General features: G+C 71.4%; 20 protein-coding genes. 9 read left to right on the top strand and 11 right to left on the bottom strand.

Translation table 11 applies throughout. The annotated features are described in order from the left end of the window. The first annotated feature begins 20 nt into the window (after positions 1 to 20). From AC3IF3_RS05385 to mutL, 3 genes are all read left to right on the top strand, one after another. A complete protein-coding gene (locus tag AC3IF3_RS05385; protein WP_489227696.1) occupies positions 21 to 1,007 on the top strand; it encodes a branched-chain amino acid ABC transporter permease in 987 nt (328 codons plus the stop codon). A gap of 73 nt (positions 1,008 to 1,080) precedes the next feature. Next, positions 1,081 to 1,431 (top strand): hypothetical protein, encoded by a 351-nt coding sequence (locus tag AC3IF3_RS05380; protein WP_489227694.1) that lies wholly within the window; start codon positions 1,081 to 1,083, stop codon positions 1,429 to 1,431. A gap of 88 nt (positions 1,432 to 1,519) precedes the next feature. Then, a complete protein-coding gene (mutL, locus tag AC3IF3_RS05375; protein WP_489227692.1) occupies positions 1,520 to 3,481 on the top strand; it encodes a DNA mismatch repair endonuclease MutL in 1,962 nt (653 codons plus the stop codon). A gap of 3 nt (positions 3,482 to 3,484) precedes the next feature. On the opposite strand, the gene AC3IF3_RS05370 is transcribed toward mutL, so the two are convergent. The 6 genes from AC3IF3_RS05370 to AC3IF3_RS05345 form a co-directional block, all read right to left on the bottom strand. Beyond that, on the bottom strand, positions 3,485 to 3,808 hold the full coding sequence (locus tag AC3IF3_RS05370) for a DUF6285 domain-containing protein (RefSeq protein ID WP_489227690.1): 324 nt from the start codon (positions 3,806 to 3,808) through the stop codon (positions 3,485 to 3,487). A gap of 2 nt (positions 3,809 to 3,810) precedes the next feature. After that, complete coding sequence (locus tag AC3IF3_RS05365; RefSeq protein ID WP_489227689.1) at positions 3,811 to 4,821, bottom strand: phosphotransferase family protein; 1,011 nt, start codon at positions 4,819 to 4,821, stop codon at positions 3,811 to 3,813. A gap of 3 nt (positions 4,822 to 4,824) precedes the next feature. Then, positions 4,825 to 5,592 carry an SDR family NAD(P)-dependent oxidoreductase gene (locus tag AC3IF3_RS05360; RefSeq protein WP_489227687.1) on the bottom strand — a complete coding sequence of 256 codons (768 nt, stop codon included), beginning with the start codon at positions 5,590 to 5,592 and terminating at the stop codon, positions 4,825 to 4,827. A 1-nt stretch (position 5,593) separates the two neighbouring features. Further along, the gene (gene bktB / locus AC3IF3_RS05355) at positions 5,594 to 6,772 is read right to left on the bottom strand and encodes a beta-ketothiolase BktB (RefSeq protein WP_489231246.1); all 1,179 of its coding nucleotides are present in this window, start codon (positions 6,770 to 6,772) and stop codon (positions 5,594 to 5,596) included. 16 nt (positions 6,773 to 6,788) lie between these two features. Further along, positions 6,789 to 7,994, bottom strand: a complete 1,206-nt coding sequence (locus AC3IF3_RS05350; RefSeq protein ID WP_489227685.1) for an acyl-CoA dehydrogenase family protein — start codon at positions 7,992 to 7,994, stop codon at positions 6,789 to 6,791. A gap of 344 nt (positions 7,995 to 8,338) precedes the next feature. Next, positions 8,339 to 9,991 (bottom strand): AMP-binding protein, encoded by a 1,653-nt coding sequence (locus AC3IF3_RS05345; RefSeq protein WP_489227683.1) that lies wholly within the window; start codon positions 9,989 to 9,991, stop codon positions 8,339 to 8,341. A gap of 221 nt (positions 9,992 to 10,212) precedes the next feature. Here AC3IF3_RS05345 and AC3IF3_RS05340 point away from each other — a divergent pair, with 221 nt between their 5' ends. From AC3IF3_RS05340 to AC3IF3_RS05330, 3 genes are all read left to right on the top strand, one after another. Continuing rightward, positions 10,213 to 10,752, top strand: coding sequence for a phasin family protein (locus tag AC3IF3_RS05340; RefSeq protein WP_489227681.1), 540 nt, complete (start codon positions 10,213 to 10,215; stop codon positions 10,750 to 10,752). Then, positions 10,749 to 11,687 (top strand): alpha/beta fold hydrolase, encoded by a 939-nt coding sequence (locus AC3IF3_RS05335; RefSeq protein ID WP_489227680.1) that lies wholly within the window; start codon positions 10,749 to 10,751, stop codon positions 11,685 to 11,687. Before AC3IF3_RS05340 ends, AC3IF3_RS05335 begins: the two co-directional genes overlap by 4 nt. 391 nt (positions 11,688 to 12,078) lie before the next feature. After that, complete coding sequence (locus AC3IF3_RS05330) at positions 12,079 to 12,525, top strand: helix-turn-helix domain-containing protein (RefSeq protein ID WP_489227678.1); 447 nt, start codon at positions 12,079 to 12,081, stop codon at positions 12,523 to 12,525. 226 nt (positions 12,526 to 12,751) lie between these two features. On the opposite strand, the gene rsmD is transcribed toward AC3IF3_RS05330, so the two are convergent. The 4 genes from rsmD to AC3IF3_RS05310 form a co-directional block, all read right to left on the bottom strand. Then, positions 12,752 to 13,309, bottom strand: a complete 558-nt coding sequence (gene rsmD, locus AC3IF3_RS05325) for a 16S rRNA (guanine(966)-N(2))-methyltransferase RsmD (RefSeq protein WP_243965563.1) — start codon at positions 13,307 to 13,309, stop codon at positions 12,752 to 12,754. Further along, positions 13,306 to 15,261: a pseudouridine synthase gene (locus tag AC3IF3_RS05320; protein ID WP_489227676.1), complete on the bottom strand. Its 1,956-nt coding sequence runs from the start codon at positions 15,259 to 15,261 to the stop codon at positions 13,306 to 13,308. The genes rsmD and AC3IF3_RS05320 overlap by 4 nt, the downstream gene beginning before the upstream one ends. Before the next feature lie 205 nt (positions 15,262 to 15,466). Next, entirely contained in the window at positions 15,467 to 15,643 is a 177-nt protein-coding gene (locus tag AC3IF3_RS05315; RefSeq protein ID WP_243965578.1) for a DUF1328 domain-containing protein, read from the bottom strand. Between the two features lie 78 nt (positions 15,644 to 15,721). Continuing rightward, on the bottom strand, positions 15,722 to 15,913 hold the full coding sequence (locus AC3IF3_RS05310) for a CsbD family protein (protein ID WP_489227674.1): 192 nt from the start codon (positions 15,911 to 15,913) through the stop codon (positions 15,722 to 15,724). Between the two features lie 150 nt (positions 15,914 to 16,063). Here AC3IF3_RS05310 and AC3IF3_RS05305 point away from each other — a divergent pair, with 150 nt between their 5' ends. Further along, positions 16,064 to 16,543, top strand: a complete 480-nt coding sequence (locus AC3IF3_RS05305; protein WP_489227672.1) for a nucleoside deaminase — start codon at positions 16,064 to 16,066, stop codon at positions 16,541 to 16,543. Between the two features lie 70 nt (positions 16,544 to 16,613). Here the strand turns inward: AC3IF3_RS05305 and AC3IF3_RS05300 are convergent, their stop codons facing one another. Then, on the bottom strand, positions 16,614 to 18,416 hold the full coding sequence (locus AC3IF3_RS05300) for an outer membrane beta-barrel protein (protein ID WP_489231245.1): 1,803 nt from the start codon (positions 18,414 to 18,416) through the stop codon (positions 16,614 to 16,616). 321 nt (positions 18,417 to 18,737) lie between these two features. Here AC3IF3_RS05300 and AC3IF3_RS05295 point away from each other — a divergent pair, with 321 nt between their 5' ends. Continuing rightward, positions 18,738 to 19,241, top strand: coding sequence for a Ros/MucR family transcriptional regulator (locus AC3IF3_RS05295; protein ID WP_489227671.1), 504 nt, complete (start codon positions 18,738 to 18,740; stop codon positions 19,239 to 19,241). A 287-nt stretch (positions 19,242 to 19,528) separates the two neighbouring features. Continuing rightward, positions 19,529 to 20,704, top strand: a complete 1,176-nt coding sequence (locus AC3IF3_RS05290; RefSeq protein ID WP_489227669.1) for an MFS transporter — start codon at positions 19,529 to 19,531, stop codon at positions 20,702 to 20,704. Positions 20,705 to 20,743 lie beyond the last annotated feature (39 nt).

Here is a 20,743-nt window from a genome sequence, read left to right as displayed (position 1 = left end):
CGCGAACCGAGGCTCCACCCATGGCCGACACCGCCGCCATCGACGCCCCCCCGATCGCCGCCGCGCTGCCGGTGCGCCGGGACGACAAGGCGCTCCATCGCCTGATCTTCGTGGGCATCGCCCTGCTGCTGATCGCGGCGCCGATGCTGCTGTATCCGGTCTACCTGATGAAGGTGCTGTGCTTCGCGCTGTTCGCGCTGGCCTTCAACCTGCTGCTTGGCTACGGCGGCCTGCTCTCCTTCGGCCACGCCGCCTATTTCGGCATGGCGAGCTATCTCTGCGCCTATACGGCCAAGAGCCTCGGCTTCACGCCGGAATTGGCGATCCTGTCGGGCACCGCCACGGCGGCGCTGCTCGGGCTCGTCTTCGGTTCGCTGGCGATCCGGCGGCAGGGCATCTACTTCTCGATGATCACACTGGCGCTCGCCCAGATGGCGTTCTTCTTCGCGCTCCAGGCGAAGTTCACCGGCGGCGAGGACGGCATCCAGGCGGTGCCCCGGGGCAATCTGTTCGGAATGATCAGCCTCGCGGACGACCGGGCGATGTACGGCCTCGTCTGCGTGATCTTCATGGCCGGGATGCTGCTGATCTACCGCATCGTCCACTCGCCCTTCGGGCAGGTGCTGAAGGCGATCCGCGACAACGAGCCGAGGGCGATCTCCCTGGGTTACCGGGCCAACCAGTACAAGCTCGCGGTGTTCGTGCTCTCGGCGACGCTGGCGGGGCTCGCGGGCTCCACCAAGGCGATCGTCTTCCAGCTCGCGTCGCTGACCGACATCCACTGGTCGATGTCGGGGGAGGTGGTGCTGATGACCCTGGTGGGCGGCATGGGCACGGTGTTCGGGCCGATCGTCGGCGCCTTGGTGATCGTCACCATGGAGACCTACCTCGCCCAGTTCGGCGCCTGGGTGACGATCATTCAGGGCTGCGTGTTCGTGCTCTGCGTCCTGCTGTTCCGGGAGGGGATCGTCGGCCTGATCGCCCGGGTCACGCGCAGGCCGCTCTGACCATGCCCGTGGTGACGGTTCGTTAACCAAGAACGGCACAACCTGCAGTTCCAAAGCTGTCAGGTTCGCCATCATGAAGGCCCGCTCCCTGAGCATCGACGATCCGGCACTCGATTGCCCGATCCCGCCTGAGACGGTCGGACGCCTGATCAAGGCGGATCCGGACGGCGCCGCCTCCCTCCTCGACGGTATCTCCGAGGCGACCCGGGCCCGTCTGGCGGTCTGGCTCTACGGCCGCAGCCACACGCACGAGATCGGCGTCCGGGTGGCGGCGACCTGCGACGGGGCGACCCTGCGCCGGGCGGCCGGCATCGTCGGCAACGCCCTCTACGACCTGTCCCGGCGCCCCTACGCGGCGCCGAGCCACGGGACGCGGGCCGGCACGGGCCGCATCACCCTGGGCGGGGCGCAAAGGCGCGCCTGAGCGCCGCCGTCGCGGATCGGGGCTGCCACGCGTCGAACGTCGGCAGCCGCCTTCCGGGACGATGCGCCAGGGTCTATTCTCGCGGCCGATGTCCACCCCCGCACCCTCCGTCCGACGCCTCGACCCCGTGCTCGTCGACCGCATCGCGGCGGGCGAGGTGGTGGAGCGCCCGGCCTCGGCCGTGAAGGAACTGGTCGAGAACGCCATCGACGCCGGCGCCCGCGCCATCGAGGTCACCGTGGAGGCGGGGGGCCGCCGGCTGATCCGGGTGGTCGACGACGGCCGCGGCATGAGCCCGGACGACCTCGAGCTCGCCGTCGAGCGCCACGCCACCTCCAAGCTCCCCGGCGGCGATCTCACGGCGATCGACACGCTGGGCTTCCGCGGCGAGGCGCTGCCGTCGATCGGCGCGGTGTCGCGGCTGACCCTCGTCACCCGGACCCCGGAGGCCGAGGCGGGGGCGAGCCTGACCGTGGCGGCGGGCCTCAAGGGTCCGGTCCGCCCGGCGCCGGCGCAACGCGGCACGCGGATCGAGGTGACCGAGCTGTTCGCCGCGACCCCGGCCCGGCTGAAATTCCTGAAATCCGACCGGGCCGAGAACGCCGCCATCGCCGAGAGTTTGCGGCGGCTCGCCGTGACGCAGCCCGGCATCCGCTTCACCCTCCGGGCCGATGCCGGCCAGCCCCTGGTGCTGCCGGCCGAGACCGGGCCGGAGGCAGAGCTGCGCCGCCTCGCCGCGGTACTGGGGCCGAATTTCGCCGCCAACGCCCTGCCGGTCTCGCTGGCCCGGGAGGGTTTTTCGGTGACCGGCCATGTCGGCCTGCCGACCTATCACCGGGGGGCGGCCACCCACATCCACCTCGCGGTCAACGGCCGCCCGGTCCGCGACCGGCTGCTGCTCGGGGCGGTGCGCGGCGCCTACGCCGACACCCTGGCGTCCGATCGCCACCCGGTGCTCGGCCTCGCCATCCTGTGCGATCCCGAGCATGTCGACGTGAACGTCCACCCGGCCAAGACCGAGGTCCGCTTCCGCGAGCCGGGCCTCGTGCGGGCCCTGGTGGTGAGCGCGATCCACGACGCCCTGCGCCGCGGCGGCGTCCGCTCGGCCACGACTGGCGCGGCCCGGACCCTCGACGCTCTGCGCCCGGCCGGTCCGGGCCTGGCGATCCATACGGGCGCAGCCGTGCCGAGCCTGTTCCAGCCGTCGCGTCCGAGCCCCTTCGCGGTCGGCGCACCCTCGGTGGCGGCGCCGCCGGGCTACCAGCGGTCGGATTCCTGGAGGCCGGCGCCGGTTCCGGACGCGGCGGCCTTCGACCCGATCGGGGAGGGTGGCTTCGGCGAGGCGGCCCAGGCCGTGTTCGAGCGGCCCGGATCGATGTCCGACGCGGCGGCCCCGCCGCAGGCGGATGTCCGCCCCCTCGCCGAGGCTGCCGAGGCGCTGGACCATCCGCTCGGGGCGGCGCGGGCGCAGATCCACGAGACCTACATCCTCGCCCAGACCCGCGACGGCCTCGTGATCGTCGATCAGCACGCCGCCCACGAGCGCCTCGTCTACGAGCGGATGAAGGCCGAGCGCGCCGCTGGCGGCATCGCCCGCCAGGGCCTGCTCATCCCCGACGTGGTCGAGATGAGCCCGGACGAGGCCGACCGGCTGGTCGCCGCCGCGCCCGACCTCGACCGGCTCGGCCTCGCCGTCGAGGCGTTCGGGCCCGGCGCCGTGCTGGTGCGCGAGGTGCCGGCCGCGCTCGTCAGCGCCTCGGTGCGCGATCTCGTGACCGACATCCTCGACGCCCTCGCATCGAGCGGCGACGAGGAGGGGGGCGCCCCCGCCGCGGAGGGCGGCCCGCTGGGGCGCCGCCTCGACGCGGTCCTGTCGCGGATGAGCTGCCACGGCTCGGTCCGCGCTGGCCGCCGCCTGCGGCCCGAGGAGATGAACGCGCTCCTGCGCGCCATGGAGGCGACGCCGAATTCCGGCCAGTGCAACCACGGCCGCCCGACCTCGATCGAATTGAAACTCTCCGACATCGAGCGCTTGTTCGGCCGCCGGTGACGCTCAACCGCCCGGCGCGGGCGGCTTCCAGATCTGCGCCGCCACCTCCGCGGCCGCGCTCAGGGCGGCGTGGAGATCGGGATCGGCATCCCGCGCGCCGGCGCGGATCGCCCGGACCAGGGCCTCGACCGGCGCGCCGGAGAGGACGTTTTCGCCGGTCGTGTGCAGGCGGTCGGCCTCGGCGATCTCGCGCGCGGCGATGCCGATCGCGTTGGCCACCATCAGGGCGACGTAGCGCGGGCGCCCGGTCAGGCCGGGGACCACCTCCTCGGTCAGCGCCCGGCGGGCGGCGTCGAGGAGGGCCGCGCCGGAGGGATCGTCCCGCATGCTCATCTCCACGCCCCGGGGGCCGTCGCCCGCAGGATCGCCCGTTCGAGATCGGGCACCATCCGGCCGGTCAGCGCCAGTTCCAGGGAGAATTCCCGGCCGGAGACGTGCCGCGCGCCCTGCTCCAGGGCGATCACCGCCCAGCGCAGATGCGCCATCACCTCCCAGTAGGCGACGCGCGCCGGATCGATGGCGCGCCCCCCGGCCTCCGCGTAGCCCCGGTAGAAGGCCGCGCGGGACCCGATGCCGCCGGCCTCCAGATCGGGGCGACCGAACCGCCAGCAGGCGGCGCAGAACCAGCCGAGATCCTGGGCCGGATCGCCCCAGCCGGCGAATTCCCAGTCCAGCACCGCGGTGAGCCCGGCGGCGTCGACCATGTAGTTGCCGGTGCGGAAGTCCCGGTGCACCAGGGTCGGGGCGGCGCAGGCCGGCGCGCGGACTTCGCCCCAGCGCAGGCCCCACTCGATCGCCGGCCTCGAGGCCCCGATCCCGTCGAGGCTGGCCCGCAGCCGCGCGATCTCGGCCCGTGCCGGGTCCGGTTCGGGCGCGCCCAGGAAAGCCAGCGCCGCGGGGGGCGCCCGCGGGTCGAGGGCCGCGTGGATCCGGGCGAGTTCCCCGCCCAGGGTCTCGGTGAGGCGTTCGCGGTCGCCGCCCAGGGTCAGGTCCTTGGCGATGCGCGGCCCCAGCCCGATCCCCTCGACCAGTCCCATCAGCGCGAACGGCGCGCCGATCACCCCGGGATCGTCGCAGACGTCGACCGGCTCGGGAACCTTCACCCCGGCGGCCCAGACCGCCTCCAGGATGTGGAACTCCTCGGCGCGGGACCGGCTCGACGCGATCGTCGCGGGGGCGTCCATGCGCAGCACGAAGGCCCGCGTCCCGCCATCGAGCCGGCAGCGGACCAGGCGGTTCTCCTGGATCGAACCGCCGCCGAGGGGGCGGATGTCCTCGATCACCAGGTCCAGGCAGCCGAGATGCCCGGCGATCCAGGCGCGCAGCCGATCCTGATCCATCGGCTACAGGCCCGAGACGAGGTGGCCGCCGTCGACCGCGACGACGCTGCCGGTCATGTAGGCGCCGGCCTCGGAGGCGAGGAGCAGGAGCGGGCCGTCGAGCTCGGCGGCCTCGCCGAGCCGGCGCTGCGGCACGCGTTTGATCAGCGCCTTCCCGGCGTCGGACTCGAAGAACGCGTCGTTCAGCTCGGTCTTGATGTAGCCGGGCGCCAGGGCGTTCACCCGGATCCCGTGGCGCGCCCATTCCAGCGCCAGGCTCTTGGTAAGCTGCACCACCCCGGCCTTCGAGGCCGCGTAGGGCGTGAGACCCCCGGTGACGCGCAGGCCGAGGATCGAGGCGATGTTGACGATGCTCCCGCCGGTGCCGTGCATAACCATGCGCCGGCCCGTCGCTTGCGCGACCAGCCAGACGCCCTTCAGGTTCGTGTCGAGCACGGCGTCCCAATCGGCCTCGTCGAGGTCGAGGGCGGGCTTGGTCGCGGTGATTCCGGCATTGTTGACGAGCACCCGGACCGGGCCGAACCGTGCCTCGGCGGCGTCCAGCGCCCGCTCGATGCTGCCGGCGTCGGTCACGTCCATGACGGCGGCGTGGGCTTGGCCGCCCTCCGCCGCGACGCGGGCGACGGTCTCGGCGAGGGCCTCCGCCCGCCGGGCGCAGAGGGTCAGCTGCGCCCCGGCGCGCGCGAGCGTCCCGGCGAAATGGCGGCCGAGGCCGCTGGAGGCGCCGGTCACCAGGACGTGCCGGCCGGCGAGATCGAACAGGCCCGACATCTCAGTGCATCCGTTCGAGGGCGAGGGCGATGCCCTGGCCGCCGCCGATGCACATGGTCACGAGCCCGTAGCGGCCGCCCGTGCGGGCCAGCTCGTAGAGGGCCTTCACCGTGATGATCGCGCCCGAGGCGCCGATCGGGTGGCCCAGCGCGATGGCGCCGCCGTTCGGATTGACCTTGGCGGGGTCGAGATCGAGGGCGCGGGCGACCGCGCAGGCCTGGGCCGCGAAGGCCTCGTTCGACTCGATCACGTCGAAATCGGCGGCGCGCAGGCCGGTCCGGTCGAGCAGGCGCCGCACCGCGGGGACCGGGCCCATGCCCATCTCGGACGGGTCCACCCCCGCATGGGCATAGCCGACGATCCGGGCGAGCGGTGTCGCGCCCGTGCGCTCGGCCTGCGCGGCGCTCGACAGGACCAGGGCGGCGGCGCCATCGTTCAGGCCCGAGGCGTTGCCGGCGGTGACGCTGCCGGTCTTGGAGAAGGCCGGGCGCAGCTTGGCGAGGTCCTCGATGCCGGTGAGCTTGGGGTGCTCATCGGTGTCGAACGCCACGGTCTCGCGCTTGCGTTGGACCGGGACCGGCAGGATCTGCTCGCGGAACCGGCCCTCGCGGATCGCCCGGGCGGCCCGGGCCTGGCTCTCCGCGGCGAAGGCGTCCTGCTCGCCCCGGGAGACCGCGTAGCGCTCGGCCACATTCTCGGCGGTGACGCCCATATGGCCGTGGCCGAACGGGTCGCTCAGCACGCCGACCATGTAATCGACGAGGCTGACATCGCCCATCCGCTGGCCGGTGCGGCCGGATGTCAGGAGATGCGGCGACCGGCTCATGCTCTCGGCGCCGCCGGCCAAGGCCGTGTCGGCGTCGCCCAGTAGGATGGATTGCGCGGCCGAAACGATCGCCTGCAGACCGCTGCCGCAGAGGCGGTTGACGGTGAGGGCCGGCACTTCCTTCGGTACCCCGCCCTCGATGGCGGCGACGCGGGCGATGTAGGCGTCCCGCGGCTCGGTGGGGATGACGTTGCCGAACACCACATGGCCGACGGTCTCCGGCGCCGTACCGGACCGCTTCAAAGCCTCCGCCACGCAGAGCGCCGCCAGCGCGGAGGGCGGCGTGCCCGCGAGGCTACCCCCGAAGGTGCCGATCGCGGTCCGCACCAAGCCTGTGATCACGACATCGGTCATCATTTCGCTTTCTGGCTCACGCCTCGACCGCCCAGCTCCAAAAGGCATCGCCCTCGGCTTCCAGGCTGCGGTTGAGCACCATTTTGTGGACCTCGTCAGCCCCGTCCACCAGCCGGGCCTGCCTGGCGTAGCGGTAGATCCATTCCAGCGGGGTGTCGGTGGAATAGCCCCGGGCGCCGTTGATCTGAATCGCGACATCGGCGGCCGCGTGCAGGAGGTTGGCCACGTGCACCTTCGCCATCGAGACCTCCTTGCGGGCGAAGCTCCCCTGGTCCAGGGCCCAGGCGGCCTTCATCACCAGCAGGCGGCCGATCTCGATCTTCATGGCGAGGTCGCCGAGCATCAGCTGGATGCTCTCGCGGTCGGCGAGCCGGATCCCGAACCCGTGGCGCTCGGCGGCGTAGGCCCGGGCAACCTCGACGCAGCGCTTCGACAGGCCGAGCCAGCGCATGCAGTGGGTCAGCCGCGCCGGGCCCAGGCGGATCTGCGTCAGCTTCAGCCCGTCACCCTCGTTCATCAAAACGTTCTCGGCCGGGATCTCGAGGCCGTCGAAGAGCAATTCGCAATGGCCGCCATGCTCCTCCGGGCCCATGATCGGGATGCGGCGCAGGATCTCCCAGCCGGGCTGGTCCCGGTGGAACAGGAAGGCGGTCAGCCCCTTGCGCGCGTCGTCCGAGGTCCGGGCCATCAGGATGAAGTGCGCCGCTTCCTCGGCGCCGGTGATGTACCATTTGCGGCCGGTGACCACGTAGGTGTCGCCCCGCCGCTCGGCCCGGGTCTGGATCATGCCCGGGTCGGAGCCGCCGCCGGGATGCGGCTCGGTCATGGCGAAGGCCGAGCGGACGGCGCCGCGCACGATCGGGGCGAGCCAGCGCTCTTTCTGGGCGGGCGTGGCGACCTTCTCCAGCACCATCATGTTGCCGTCGTCCGGCGCCGCCGAATTGAACACCACCGGCCCGAAGATCGAGCGGTTCATGGCCTCGTAGCAGACCGCCATGCCGACCTTGTCCAGGCCGGCGCCCCCGGTCTCCGGCCTGAGCTGGAGGCACCAGAGCCCCTCGGCCTGCGCCAGGTCGCGCAGCCGGGCGAGGTCCGGCAGGCCGATATTGCCGTGGCCATCATAGGCGGAGGGGTCGGATTCCAGCGGCAGGATGTGGGTGTCCACGAAGGCCGCGATCCGGGCGCGGTAATCCTCCACGCGGGGGGAGATGGTGAAATCCATGTCGGGTCGCGGCCTCCGGCCGATGCCTCTAGCGCCGTGCGGACCGGTATTCTGACAGGATCGGCCGCCGTTATCTGCACCGCGACGAACACGAACCGGGTCGGTGAAACGTATCCATTCGACGCGGCTCCCGCGCGGTTCATCCAGGACCCGGCCGGCTCGGTTCGGTCGCGGATCGATCCTGCGGGCTGGCGGCCGGGGTCGCGCCGGGCGGGTTGTGGGTTCGGCCGGCCGACATGTCGAGGCTGCAGCGAAGAGTCGGTCTGCGCTCATGACAACCCCGGTACGGCCGAGCGGCAGGCGGGACATCGACGGCGTCCGACGCGGCGACATTGCGGCTTCGGTCAAAAGTCCCGCGCCCGGTCCCGGAGGACGAATTTCTGGATCTTCCCGGTCGAGGTCTTGGGCAGGGGACCGAAAACCACGGTCTTGGGCACCTTGAACCGCGCCATCCGCCCGCGGCAGAAGACGATCACGTCCTGCGCGCTCGGCGCTTCCGTGCCGGGCTTCACCTCCAGGAACGCGCAGGGGCTCTCGCCCCAGGTCGGGTCCGGCCGTGCCACCACGGCCGCCAGCATCACCGCGGGATGGCGCATCAGCACCTCCTCCACCTCCAGGCTGGAGATGTTCTCGCCCCCGGAGATGATGATGTCCTTCGCCCGGTCCTTGATCTCCACGGATCCGTCCGGATGCCAGACCGCGAGGTCGCCGGTCCGGTACCACCCGCCGGCGAGCGCCTGCGCGGTGGCATCGGGATTGCCGAGATAGCCCTTCATGATGGTGTTCCCGCGCAGGCAGATCTCGCCCACCGCCGTTCCGTCCCGCTGCACCGGCCGGTCGGTGGCCGGGTCGACGACGGCCACGTCTTCGAGGGTCGCGAGCGGCACGCCCTGGCGCGCCATGCGGGCGTAGCGGTCGTCCTCGGACAGGTCCGCCCAGTCCGGCTGCGCCAGGCAGACGGCCGCCGGTCCGTAGCTCTCGGTCGCGCCGTAGAGATGCAGCACCTCGAAGCCCAGTTCCTCCATGGTGCGGATGATCGTCGAGGAGGGCGCCGCCCCGCCGACCGCGCACCGGACCCGCTGCGGGAAGGCGCGCCGGTCCGCGGCCGGGGCGTGCGCGATCATCGAGAGCACGATCGGGGCGCCGCAGAGATGCGTCACCCCGTGTTCGGCGATCAGGCGGAAGATCGCGGCCGGCTCGACCTTGCGCAGGCAGATCTGGGTCGCGCAGGCGGCGACGCTGGCCCAGGGATAGGACCAGCCGCTGCAATGGAACATCGGCAGCGTCCAGAGATAGACGCTGTCGGCGGTTAGCCCGAAGGTGACGGCGTTGCCGAGCGCCTGAAGATAGGCGCCCCGGTGGCTGTAGACCGCGCCCTTCGGATCCCCGGTCGTGCCGGAGGTGTAGAGCAGGCAGAGGGACTGCCACTCGTCGGCGGGTCCGGTCCAGGCGTGGTCCGGATCGCCGGCCGCAAGCAGCGCTTCGTAGGGGATCGCACCGGGTATGCCGGTCTCGCCGATCGCCACCACCAGGATCGGCTGGGGACAGGCGCTCAGGGCCTGGGCGGCCAGCGGGGCGCAGTCGGCCTCGACGAGCAGCACCCGGGCGCCGCCATGGGCCAGCGAGAAGGCGATCGTCGCTGGATCGAGGCGGGTGTTCAGCGGGTTCAGCACGGCGCCGAGCATCGGCACGGCGAAATGGGCCTCGATCATCTCGGGGACGTTCGGGGCGAGGATCGCCACGGTGTCGAGGCGCCCGATCCCGTGCCCGGCCAGGCCCGAGGCCAGGCGGCGGCAGCGCGCGTAGAGTTCGGCATAGGTCAGGCGCCGGGCGCCGTCGATCACCGCAACCCGCCCGCCCGCCGCCGCCGCGGCGCGCGCCAGGAGGCTCACCGGGGTCAGGGGGACGTGATTGGCCGGAGTCCGGTCGAGGTCGCTCTCGAACGGGTGACGGCCGGCGGCGCCGGACCGTGCGGGGCGCGGATGGGACTCCGTCATCGTTGTGCCTTCTGGTCGGGCGCGAAATCGTTGTGGCGCGTGGCGTTCGCTCCGACGGAGGATGATTTCCCGCCCGACCCGGCTGTCAATCGCCGCCGCGTCCCGGGCCGGTGCCCCCGTCCGGTTCTGTCACCCCGCATGGTTGACGGCGGGGCGACCCTGGCCGATGCCCGTAACCTGGGGCCGGGCCGATCCGGGCCGGCGATGGAGGGAAGGCGACCGTGGGGAACGACAACGGGCCGATGGTCTCCACGCAGGCGGGACGGGCCATGGCCGAGGGCGGCGTGGCGCGGGCGCGCGAAGCCTACGAGCGCTTTGCCGAGGCCGGCGAGATGGCGTTGAACGCCTTCGAGGCCTCGATGTCCCAGACCTTCGAGGGGTGGCGCTCGGTGATGGGCTCCAGCCGCGAGACCGCCAACCACCTCAGCGAGAGCAACGCGGCGGGCGCCCGGCGGATGCGCGAGCAGTGGGAGGCCGCTGGTGCGCGCCTTTACAACGCCTTCGAGGACAACACCGTGCACACGCTGGCGGCGATGCGCGAGATCGGGCATCGCGTGCTCGTCGCCTCGGACACGAACGTCCGCGCCACCCTGGACTATGCCGAGCGCGTCGCGCAGGCGGCCGATGCCCGGGAGGCGGCGGCATTGAACGCGGCCTTCCTGCAGGAGCAGGCGCGCCGGCTGACGGACCAGATGGTCGACATCCACCAGACCACCAGCCGGCTCGCCCGCGAGGCCGCGGCGCGCACGGAAAAACCGTGACGGCCGACCCGGCGGCGCTCGCGCTTCCGGTGACGGCGATGCCGCGTCTCGACGATCTCAGCCAGGCCGACGTTCCGTTCCGGACCGGCGATTTCCTCGCCTACGCGCCCCACGATTTCCACCGCATCGCCTATGTCGAGTGGGGCGACCCGGACAGCGCGCGTGTTGTCGTGTGCGTCCACGGACTGAGCCGCCAGGGCCGGGACTTCGATCCCCTCGGCTACAGGCTGGCGAAGATGGGCTACCGGGTCGTCTGCCCGGACCTGCCGGGGCGCGGCCTCAGCGGCTGGCTCAAGGATCCGGAACTCTACGGCCTGCCGCAATACGCCGCCGACATGGCGGCGCTCATCGCGCATCTGCGGATCCGCGGACCGATCGACTGGGTCGGCACGTCCCTCGGCGGCCTGACCGGCATGGTCCTGGCCGCGTCGGCCAACACGCCGATCCGCCGCATGGTGATCAACGATATCGGTCCGTTCCTGCCCTGGGCGCCGATCCGCCACATCGGCTCGCGCCTGCGCGACGCGCCGCGGCTGCACCACAACCTCGCCTCGGGCGAGTCGCGCCTGCGCACCGTCCTCGGATCCTTCGGGCCGCTGACCGACGAGCAGTGGCGCCACATCGCCAAATACAGCTTCTTCCGGGAGCCGAACGGAGGCTGGCGGCCCCATTACGATCCGGGCATCGGCGACGCGTTCAGGCCCGGACGGGTCTACAGCGTCAGCATGTGGCGCGACTGGGACGCGATCACCTGTCCGGTCCTGCTGTTGCGCGGGGCGCAATCGGAACTCCTCCTCGCCGCCACCGCCGACGAGATGACCCGGCGGGGGCCGCCGACGGAGCGCGTCGAGATTCCGGATTGCGGCCACGCCCCCGCCCTCCTGGACGATCGCCAGCTCACGATCGTGACGGATTGGCTCGGGCCGGCATCCTAGCCCTGCGACGACGGCGGGCATGATGCGGCGAGGCTGCGCCCAGCGGAATCGCGTCAGTCGAACTCTTGGGCGATGCCGGCGCGAATGTGCATCTCCGTCGCCGCTTCAAATATTCATCCGCCGATCCCTGCGTAGTTTAATCGGTGCACAATAAGTTCAATACAATGCGCGCGCCGAGGCGCGGACGGGCATTGCACAGATCGCGCAGCCATCTTCGATATCTCAGATGTCGCCGCCGCGACCTTTCGTTGCGTGCTGGGCTTGGCTGTGGCATCTACTGATCGCAGGCCAGATTCCCGGCCGCACGATATGGCAGCTGTGTGTTGTGGTCGGCGGTTCGGGTTGCGGTTGTGCATGCCCGCCAACAGAGACGACGTTCGGACCCCGACCCATGGCCAAGTCCAGTCCAAAGCCGAAGCAGACGACGGCGATCGATCATGGCGTCGGCAGCCGCATCGCGTTCCTGCGCGCGGCGAACGGGCTGAGCCAGTCCGCCTTGGCGAGCGCGCTCGGGGTGAGCTTCCAGCAGGTCCAGAAATACGAGACGGGCAAGAACCGGGTCGGGGCTGGCCGCCTGCAGGCGATCGCCGAGCGGCTCGGCGTCCCGGTATCGAGCTTCTTCGAGCCGGAGGCCGAGAACGCGGCGGATAACGGTCCGGCCTTGCTGCGCGTGTCCGGCGCCGTGGAACTCCTGCGCGCCTACAATCAGATCGCCGACGATCAGATGCGTCGCGATGTTCTGAGCCTCGTGAAATCCGCGGCGCGGATCGGCCACCAGCGGGTCATCGAGGCCGCCGCCGCGGACAATGCCTCCCGCAGTGCAGCTCCGGGCGCCTGAGGTCGACCGGCGCGCTAGGCCGAGAGCTCGCGCAGACGCGACGGGACCCGCGTAGGGTCGTCGCGAAGCCTCACCATCGGCCGCTGTCGGGAAGGGTGCCTCGAAGCGACCGGTCCGTCGACCGCCCGGCTCCCGCATCGTCTGCTCCGAAAGCCGGAGGGTCACCCCGCGGGACGATGTTGGCCCGATCCGGCGGGTGAGCTGACCAACGGCGCAGATCGCGCGGTCAGGCGGCGAACCGCGCCAGGGCGACGGCGGTCTCACCGTAGGCGCGCCGCTCCAGTTCGGCGAACCCGTCCGGCCAGTCGAAGCGCACGGTCTCGGCCTCCTCGACCACCACGAGGGCGCCCGGCGTGAGCCACCCACCCGCGGCTGCGCTCGCCAGAGCCCGGGGCGCGAGATCGCGATGATAGGGCGGATCGCAGAACAGGAGCGAGAACTGACCCGCCGTCCCGGCCGCGCCGAGCCGGGTCGCGTCGCGCCGGAACAGGCGCGTCACGCCCTCGGCGCCGAGGGCCTCGATGTTGGCGCGGATCACCGCCCGGGCCTCGGTCCCGTCATCGACCAGGAGCGCGTAGGCCGCACCCCGCGAGAGCGCCTCGAAGCCAAGCGCCCCGGTGCCGGCGAACAGGTCGAGCACCCGGGCTCCCGCGAAGGCGTCGTCGTAGGCGTGGGCCAGCACGTTGAACAGCGACTCCCGGAGGCGATCCGAGGTCGGCCGGATGGCGGAGGTGCGCGGCGCCGCGAGCCTGCGGCCGCGCCAGGCACCTCCAACAATCCTCATCGCGTCCCGCGCGGCGGCCGCCCGCCGCCGGGCTTACTGCCGAACCCGCCGGGCTTGCCGCCGCCCGGTCGTCCGCCGGGTCTTGCACCCCCGCCGGACCCGCCCCGGCTGGGAGCCTTTCCGGCGAACCCGCCGGGCTTGCCACCGAAGCCGCCGGGCTTGCCACCGAAGCCGCCGGGCTTGCCACCGAAGCCGCCGGGCTTGCCACCGAAGCCGCCCGGTTTGCCGCCGAACCCGCCCGGCTTGCCCCCGGGCCGGGCACCACCCGGTTTCGGGCCGCCGAAGGCCGGCTTGCCGCCGTCCTGACCGCGCTTCTGGGTCCGAAAACCGCCCTTGCCGGCACCCGCGCCCTCGGCCGAGCCGGCGTTGAAGGGGCGCTCGCGCCGCTCATCCGTCCTGGGTCCCCGCCGGTCATCCGGCCTGGCATCGCCCCATGGGCGCTCGGCGGCGCGCGCCGGTGGCCGGTTCGGCCGCTCGCCGCCGCCGCGCTCGCCGCGGGATGCCGGGGCCCGCTCGCCATACGGTGCGGGGCCGCGCGCGCCCCCGGATCCACCCGGACGACCGGAACGGCCGCCGGCGTCCCGCTGCGGCCGCTCGGAGGGGCCGTCATCGGCATAGCGGCGACGCGGTTTCTCCTGGGGCGCAGGCTCGACCGGGGTCGCGGCGAGGCGCTCCACGACGACGCGGCGGTCCCCAGCCCGGATCGAGCCGACGCGTTCGCGTCCGCGCTCCGCGGCGGCGGCCTGCGCGGCCCGCGGATCGGCGCCGCGGCGAGGAATGCGCGTCCCGCGCGGCTTGGAATCGTCGTCGTCGCGCCAGGCGGCGTTGCGCGGTCCGGACCCGGATCCACCCGTCGAAACGCGCGGTGCGGGGGCGGGGCGCGCGGCGTTGCGCCGGCTCGCGGCGCCCCCCTGGGCGGTCTTCGCACCGCCATCCTCGGCCTTGGATCCGCCGAACGGCACGATCGGCTCGCGCACCGGGCTGTCGAAATCGACGCCGGCCTGCTCGGCGAGCGACTTGCCGAGCTGATCCTTGAGGACCCGGGTGCGGATCTCCTCGACGAGGCCGACCTCCAGATCGCCGAGCTGGAACGGCCCGAAGGACAGACGGATCAGCCGGTTCACCGAGAGGCCGAGATGCTCGAGGATGCGCTTGACCTCGCGATTCTTGCCCTCGCGCAATCCCAGCGTCAGCCAGACATTGTCGCCCTGCACGCGGTCGAGCATGGCCTCGATCGGGCCGTACTCCATCCCGTCGATCGTCACGCCCTTGGCGAGCTTGTCGAGCTGGGCCTGATCGGTATCGCCATGGGCGCGGACCCGGTAGCGGCGCAGCCAGCCGGTGTCGGGATGGGCGATCACCTTGGCAAGGCCGCCGTCGTTGGTGAGGAGCAGCAGCCCCTCAGTGTTGATGTCGAGGCGTCCGACCGCGACAACCCGGGGCAGATCCTCGGGGAGGACATCGAAGACGGTCTGCCGGCCCTCCGGATCGCGCGCGGTGGTCACGAGGCCCCTGGGCTTGTGGAAGATCCACAGGCGGCTGCGCTCCCGCAACGGCATCGGCTCGCCGTCGATCAGGATGCGATCGTCCTCGGTGACGTTGCGTGCCGGCGAACTCAACGTCTCGCCGTTGACGCTCACCCGGCCGGCGAGGATCATCGCCTCGGCATCGCGCCGCGACGCGATCCCGGCGCGCGCCATCGCCTTGGCGATCCGTTCCCCGGGGGGCGTCGGCGCGTCGGCGGGATCGGCCGACGGGTCCTCGGCCGCCGGCTCGGACGGGGGGCGCACGGGGCGTCGCTTTTCTGGACGCGGCTTGGCGGCGGATTCGGCCGGCGCCGGCTCGGTTGCGCTGCCGGCGTCGGTCGTCGGCGTCCAGCTCCCCACCCGCGCGGTCTCCGGGTCCGGACGGGCGGGACCCTCCGGCGTGTCGTCTTTCGGCATGTCGCTCATGCCCGGGCCTTAGCAGAGCCGATACCGACAGGCGAGACGGGTCTTTGAGTCTGGAACGCCGTCGGGTTCCCACACGAAAGGGCCGCTCCCTGGGGAACGGCCCCGAAAATTCATTGATGGCGCTCCGCGAAAGCGGACCCGGTGGCCGATACGGAACGGCGCCGTTCCCGGGCGCCACCACCCTGATCGGGGACCGATACGTCGGTCAGAGCCTGGGAGAGCGGCCCCGCATCACGCCAAACACCGCGGAGATGAGGAACAGCGCGATCGCCACGAAGAAGATCACCTTGGCCGCTTCCATGGCCGTCCCGGCGATGCCGCCGAAGCCGAGCAGAGCCGCGACGAGCGCGACGACGAGAAACGTGACAGCCCAACCGATCATGGCATCCTCGCGTTGTTCGAGCCGGTCCTTGGTGGGAACCCGCCCGTGGCGGGTCCCGTTCCAATCGTCCCGTGGCGATCAGAGCTTGTCGGTTGCCGACTTCACCGTGTCCTTCGCGTCGCCGACAGTGCTCTGGGTCTTGCCCTTGAGCTCCTGAGCCGCACCCTCGGTCTTGAGCTTGTCGTTGCCGGTCGCGTCGCCGATGCCCTGCTTGGCCTTGCCGAGAGACTCGTTGGCGACGCCCTTGATCTTGTCGGTGGTGCTGCTCATGGCGTTACCCTTCCTGTATTCCTGCGGCGGCGCCGCACGAAATGCTTAGAACGGACACGGTCGCGCGTATGTTCCAGGCCTTAACATTGCTCTGGATCAATCCGCCGGGCCGCGGGGCCGCCCGATTCCGGGTGATGGAACGGCGGCACCATGGCGGATGATTCCCCCGGCCGCGCCGCGGCGCCGGGCGCGCGCGCGTTCGATCAGGCTTTCGCCGCGGCGCGGCGGGCGGAGGCGGCCGGCGAGGTTCCGGTGGGAGCCGTCGTGGTCCGGGACGGGGCCGTGCTGGCCGTCGCCCACAACCTGCCGCGAACGCTGCACGATCCGACCGCGCATGCGGAGATCCTGGCCATCCGGGCGGCCTGCGCGGCGATCGGCGACGAACGGCTCACCGGCTGCGACCTCTACGTGACGCTCGAACCCTGCCCGATGTGCGCGGGGGCGATTTCCTTCGCGCGGATCCGGCGGCTCTACTACGGGGCATCGGATCCCAAGGGCGGCGGCGTCGAAAACGGGCCGCGGGTCTTCAACCAGCCGACCTGCCATCACGCGCCGGAGGTCTATGGCGGCTTCCGAGAACGCGAGGCGGCGGCGCTCCTGCGGGACTTCTTCGCGTCGAAGCGGGGCTGACCACGGATACGGCAGGATGTGCAATAACGGGCGGGGCCTGCACCTCCGGACGGCGCCGTTCCGGCCCGATCTACGGATTGACCCGCAAGCCGATCAGGAAGGTGTTGTCCTGGAAGCTCGCCCCGGTCACCGTGCTGTTGATCTGCTGGTAGATGTAGGTGCCCCGCAGGGTCAGCCACCGGGTCAGGTGATAGTCGAGCCGCGCGGTCGCCGAGACCCCGTTCTCCCGGATCGTGCTGCCCTGATAGTCGTTCCGCAGGAGCGAGCCGCCGATCACGATCGACAGGTTGCGCAGCAGGTCGTGCTGGATTTCGAGGGTGGCGACGTCGGTGAGGATGCCGCTCGACCCGACGATGGTCGTCTCGGTGACGCCCGTGGCCGCGGTGAGGCGAACGGTGGTGAGCGGGCTCATCGACCAGACCAGGGCGGCGTTGACCAGGGGGGCGTCGACGGCGCGCAGGGTCGGATCGACGTAGGTGCGGTGCTGGATGCCCGCCGAGATCTCGCCGGTGAGCGTGCGCAGCAGGCCGAAGCTGGCCCCGACCATCAGGGCGATCCCGTCGGAATCGCGCCGGATGCCGTTCTGGTCCTGCCGCAGGTCGTAGACGCGGGTATCGGCCAGGATGTCCACGAAGGGGTTGAAGTCCGGATTGACCTCGTAGGCGGTGCGCAGCTGGAGACTGTATTGGTTCAGGTTCCGGTCGGCCTGATTGATGATCGTACCGTCGGACAGCCGGGCGTTGTCGAATTCCGAGCGATCGATCGAGCCGCGCAGCGTCACCGACAGGCGGTTGAAGGTCTCGGTCGCGCCGAGGGACGCCCCGTAGACGGCGAGCAGCGGCCGGCTCGTGGTCGCGGCGGCCTGGAGCCCGAGATTCGCGGCCTGGAGATTGGGGTTCGACGTGCGCTGCGTGTCGACGAGGAAGCGGCCTTCGGCGTCGATGTGCAGATCGCGGTCCGCATCGATGCGCAGGCGCACGACGCCGTCGGCGGCGGGCCGGCTCGCGGGTTCGTTCTGCGGCGTCTCCAGATAGGCGCCGCGCAGGGAGCCCTGGAGCGAACTCGACGACCAGTTGCTCCGGAAATCGACCGCCGCATCGGTGCGCAGGGCCACGGAGCCCTTGGCGAGCTGCCGGCTGGTCTGATCGGGGTTGGAATCGTATCCGAGGCTCTGCGCGAAGCTCGGCAGCACCGTGAACGACCCGACCTGATAGCCGAGAGGCGCGTAGGCGGGATCCATGGGGATCGGCCGGGCGAGATCGGTACCCAGGATGAAGCCCGGGGTCAGGAGGCCGAGGGCGGCTGAGCCCGGGATGAGCGGCAGGATCGGCCGAAGCTGCGTCGGCGCCTGCGGCAGCGGCACCCCGACCACCGGCTGCTGGATGATCGGCGTGAGCTTCAGGGCCGGGCTCGGAACCTGAGTGATGTCCTGGGTATACCTACGGGTCGCGGTGCCGAGCCGGCGCGGGGGCGCGGCCCGCGATCTGAGCAGGGCCGAGGGCGCCAGATTGGCCGGTGCCGTCGAACTGCCGCCGGTCCGCTGGCCGCCTCCGGTCGCGCGGGTATCGAGCTGAGACTGGCCCGGCTGGACCTGCCCCTGCGTCGGGAGCGCGGGCGAGAGCGGCGAGCGCAGGCTGTCGCCGCCGATCTGGTCGCCCCCCGTCGTATCCCCGCTCGGCGAGCCGCGGCCGTCGTCGCGCGACAGCCCGTCCGGGAGGCGCCGCCTCAGGGAGGGGAGGCCGTTCGGGGCCGTATCCAGTCCGGTTCCGGGATTGTCGGGCTGGCCGGTGACGGGGCTGATCGCATCGAAGCGCTGCGCAGAGGTCGGCGACGCCGCGAGCGCGAGCGTCAGGGCTGCATACGCAAGCCGAATCTCGTGCCGGTCCCGCCGGTCAGACCGTGCTGTACGCACTTGATCTCGGTCTCCACCAATATCCCGAGTCCTGAACGCCGGGATTCACCGTCCACGCCGCGACCAAACGGGTCATCGGTATGGTTAATTGAGGCTAGCTCTACGTGGTTAATGTCGCGTCAATGGCGCGTTCGGCCAGCATTTCCAAATCGCGACGGCCTGTTTCCGTCTCGAGTCCGATCCGATTGAGATTTGCGTGAAAATCCGGTAGGATCAGAAAGTTTTCGATCGCATCCGATATGGATTGGTCGATCCGGATATTTTGAATAACGGGGGTCGATCATGAACGAGAGTGTAGCGAGCGAGCAGTCGGAGCGCATCGAACTGGCTGTCGATATCGTCGCGGCTTATGTGTCGAACAATTCGGTACCGTCGACCGATCTTCCGGGCTTGATCGACATAGTTCACGGCGCTTTGAGCCATCTCGCGACTGCGGGCGAGGGCTCGACTGGGCCGGCCGAAAAGTTGACGCCGGCGCAGATCCGAAAGTCGATTACGACTGATCACATCGTCAGCTTCGAGGACGGGAAGCCCTACAAGACTCTCCGCCGGCATCTGACGCTGCGTGGGCTGTCGCCGGAGGCGTACCGGGCGAAATGGGGGCTGCCGGTGGACTATCCCATGACCGCGGCGAGCTACTCCGCCCAGCGATCCGAGCTGGCGCGGGCCCTCGGGTTGGGGCAGCAACGCCGCAAGTATAACGGCCCCGTCCAGCCGATCGTGACGGAGACGCCGGCCGCGGCGTCGCCGAAGCCGCGCAGCCGGAAGAACGCCCCGGCGGAGTGATCCGCTCGGCCGGTCCCGTCGCACGGTGAGGCGCGCGCGGACCGCGGAAGCGTGGGAACCCGGCAGCCGTCGATCGGCTACCGACCGGCATCGCCGGGCGATCCGGACCCGCGGTGCAGGCCGCGAGGCCTGGTGCGATGAGCGCGTGAACTCGGGCCGGACGGCGCGCTTGCGCGCCGCGCAACCGTGCGCCGCGCGTTCGCGGCTAGGCAGGCCGCACGTCGCTGGCATCTTGCGCATGTTGCTTCGCACAATCGAGCGAACACCCTGCGCCGGAGAGCCGCGCCGTGCCGCCATTGCCGATTCTCGCCCTTGCCGTCGCCTCCTTCGGGATCGGCACCACCGAATTCGGGATCATGGGCCTGCTCCCGGAGGTGGCCCAGAGCTTCGGCGTCACGATCCCGCAGGCGGGCTATCTGGTGTCCGGGTACGCCATGGGCGTGGTCGTGGGCGCACCCGTCGTGGCCATCGCCACGGCGCGCATGCCGCGCAAGGCGGCCCTGCTCGCCCTGATGGGCGTGTTCCTGGCCGGTAACCTCGGTTGCGCGATGGCGCCGAGCTACACGCTGCTGATGGCCGCGCGGATCCTGACCGCCTTCGCGCACGGGGCCTTCTTCGGAATCGGCGCCGTGGTGGCGCGGGATCTGGTGCCGCGGGAGAAGCGGACCCAGGCCGTCGCCCTGATGTTCACCGGATTGACGCTGGCCAACGTCCTCGGCGTGCCCCTCGGCACCGCCCTAGGGCAGGTCGCGGGATGGCGTTCGACCTTCTGGGCGGTGGTGGGGATCGGCCTCGCGGCAGGCTTGGCGATCCAGCTCTGCGTGCCCACGGGGCTGCCCGGCACGCGCGGACGCCTGGTCAGCGAGTTCCGGGCGCTCGGCCGCTGGCCGGTGCTGCGGCCGATGCTGATCTCGACCCTGTCGTCGGTGAGCTTCTTCACGGTGTTCACCTACATCACGCCGTTCCTGACCGGGGTGACCGGGTTCTCGCCGCAGGGTGTGACCGGCGTGCTCTTCGCCGCCGGAACCGGACTGACCGTCGGCAATCTCGCGGGCGGACACTTCGCTGACCGGGGCCAGATGGCGACGATCGTCGGCAGCTTCCTCGGCATCGTGGTGTCTCTGCTGCTCCTGGCCGTCGTGGCACACCATCCGGCGATGACGGTCGCGGTTCTGGTCCTGTGGTCGGGGCTGGTCTTCGCCCTGGTCTCGCCGCTCCAGATCTGGGTGGTGGAGGCCGCCAGCGACGCGCCGAACCTCGCCTCGACGCTCAACCAGGGTGCCTTCAACCTCGGCAATGCCACGGGGGCCTGGATCGGCGGCGCCGCCCTGACGCTCGGCGTCGGCTACGGAGAGTTGCCGCTGATCGCGGCGGCGGTGTCGCTCGTCGGCCTCCTCCTCACCCTGACGGCCGTGAGCCGCGCGATGCGGCGGGTGTTTTCTCCCTCAGCGCCGGGGGCCTGAGCGCACGTCGCCGTCGCCGGCAGCATCCTCCCGGTTCCG

This window comes from Methylobacterium sp. J-118 (genome assembly GCF_057836565.1).
Note: the sequence above shows the minus strand (reverse complement) of the source record. Positions and strands in the feature narration are given on the sequence as shown.

Excerpts from the sequence above, each read along its gene's own strand:
- bktB (WP_489231246.1), bottom strand. The coding sequence starts at position 6,772 with ATGACCGATGTCGTGATCACAGGCTTGGTGCGGACCGCGATCGGCACC.
- AC3IF3_RS05295 (WP_489227671.1), top strand. The coding sequence starts at position 18,738 with ATGAACGAGAGTGTAGCGAGCGAGCAGTCGGAGCGCATCGAACTGGCT.
- AC3IF3_RS05305 (WP_489227672.1), top strand. The coding sequence starts at position 16,064 with ATGGCGGATGATTCCCCCGGCCGCGCCGCGGCGCCGGGCGCGCGCGCG.
- AC3IF3_RS05370 (WP_489227690.1), bottom strand. The coding sequence starts at position 3,808 with ATGCGGGACGATCCCTCCGGCGCGGCCCTCCTCGACGCCGCCCGCCGG.
- AC3IF3_RS05350 (WP_489227685.1), bottom strand. The coding sequence starts at position 7,994 with ATGGATTTCACCATCTCCCCCCGCGTGGAGGATTACCGCGCCCGGATC.
- mutL (WP_489227692.1), top strand. The coding sequence starts at position 1,520 with ATGTCCACCCCCGCACCCTCCGTCCGACGCCTCGACCCCGTGCTCGTC.
- AC3IF3_RS05310 (WP_489227674.1), bottom strand. The coding sequence starts at position 15,913 with ATGAGCAGCACCACCGACAAGATCAAGGGCGTCGCCAACGAGTCTCTC.
- AC3IF3_RS05345 (WP_489227683.1), bottom strand. The coding sequence starts at position 9,991 with ATGACGGAGTCCCATCCGCGCCCCGCACGGTCCGGCGCCGCCGGCCGT.
- AC3IF3_RS05380 (WP_489227694.1), top strand. The coding sequence starts at position 1,081 with ATGAAGGCCCGCTCCCTGAGCATCGACGATCCGGCACTCGATTGCCCG.
- AC3IF3_RS05385 (WP_489227696.1), top strand. The coding sequence starts at position 21 with ATGGCCGACACCGCCGCCATCGACGCCCCCCCGATCGCCGCCGCGCTG.
- AC3IF3_RS05315 (WP_243965578.1), bottom strand. The coding sequence starts at position 15,643 with ATGATCGGTTGGGCTGTCACGTTTCTCGTCGTCGCGCTCGTCGCGGCT.
- rsmD (WP_243965563.1), bottom strand. The coding sequence starts at position 13,309 with ATGAGGATTGTTGGAGGTGCCTGGCGCGGCCGCAGGCTCGCGGCGCCG.
- AC3IF3_RS05320 (WP_489227676.1), bottom strand. The coding sequence starts at position 15,261 with ATGAGCGACATGCCGAAAGACGACACGCCGGAGGGTCCCGCCCGTCCG.
- AC3IF3_RS05365 (WP_489227689.1), bottom strand. The coding sequence starts at position 4,821 with ATGGATCAGGATCGGCTGCGCGCCTGGATCGCCGGGCATCTCGGCTGC.
- AC3IF3_RS05330 (WP_489227678.1), top strand. The coding sequence starts at position 12,079 with ATGGCCAAGTCCAGTCCAAAGCCGAAGCAGACGACGGCGATCGATCAT.
- AC3IF3_RS05360 (WP_489227687.1), bottom strand. The coding sequence starts at position 5,592 with ATGTCGGGCCTGTTCGATCTCGCCGGCCGGCACGTCCTGGTGACCGGC.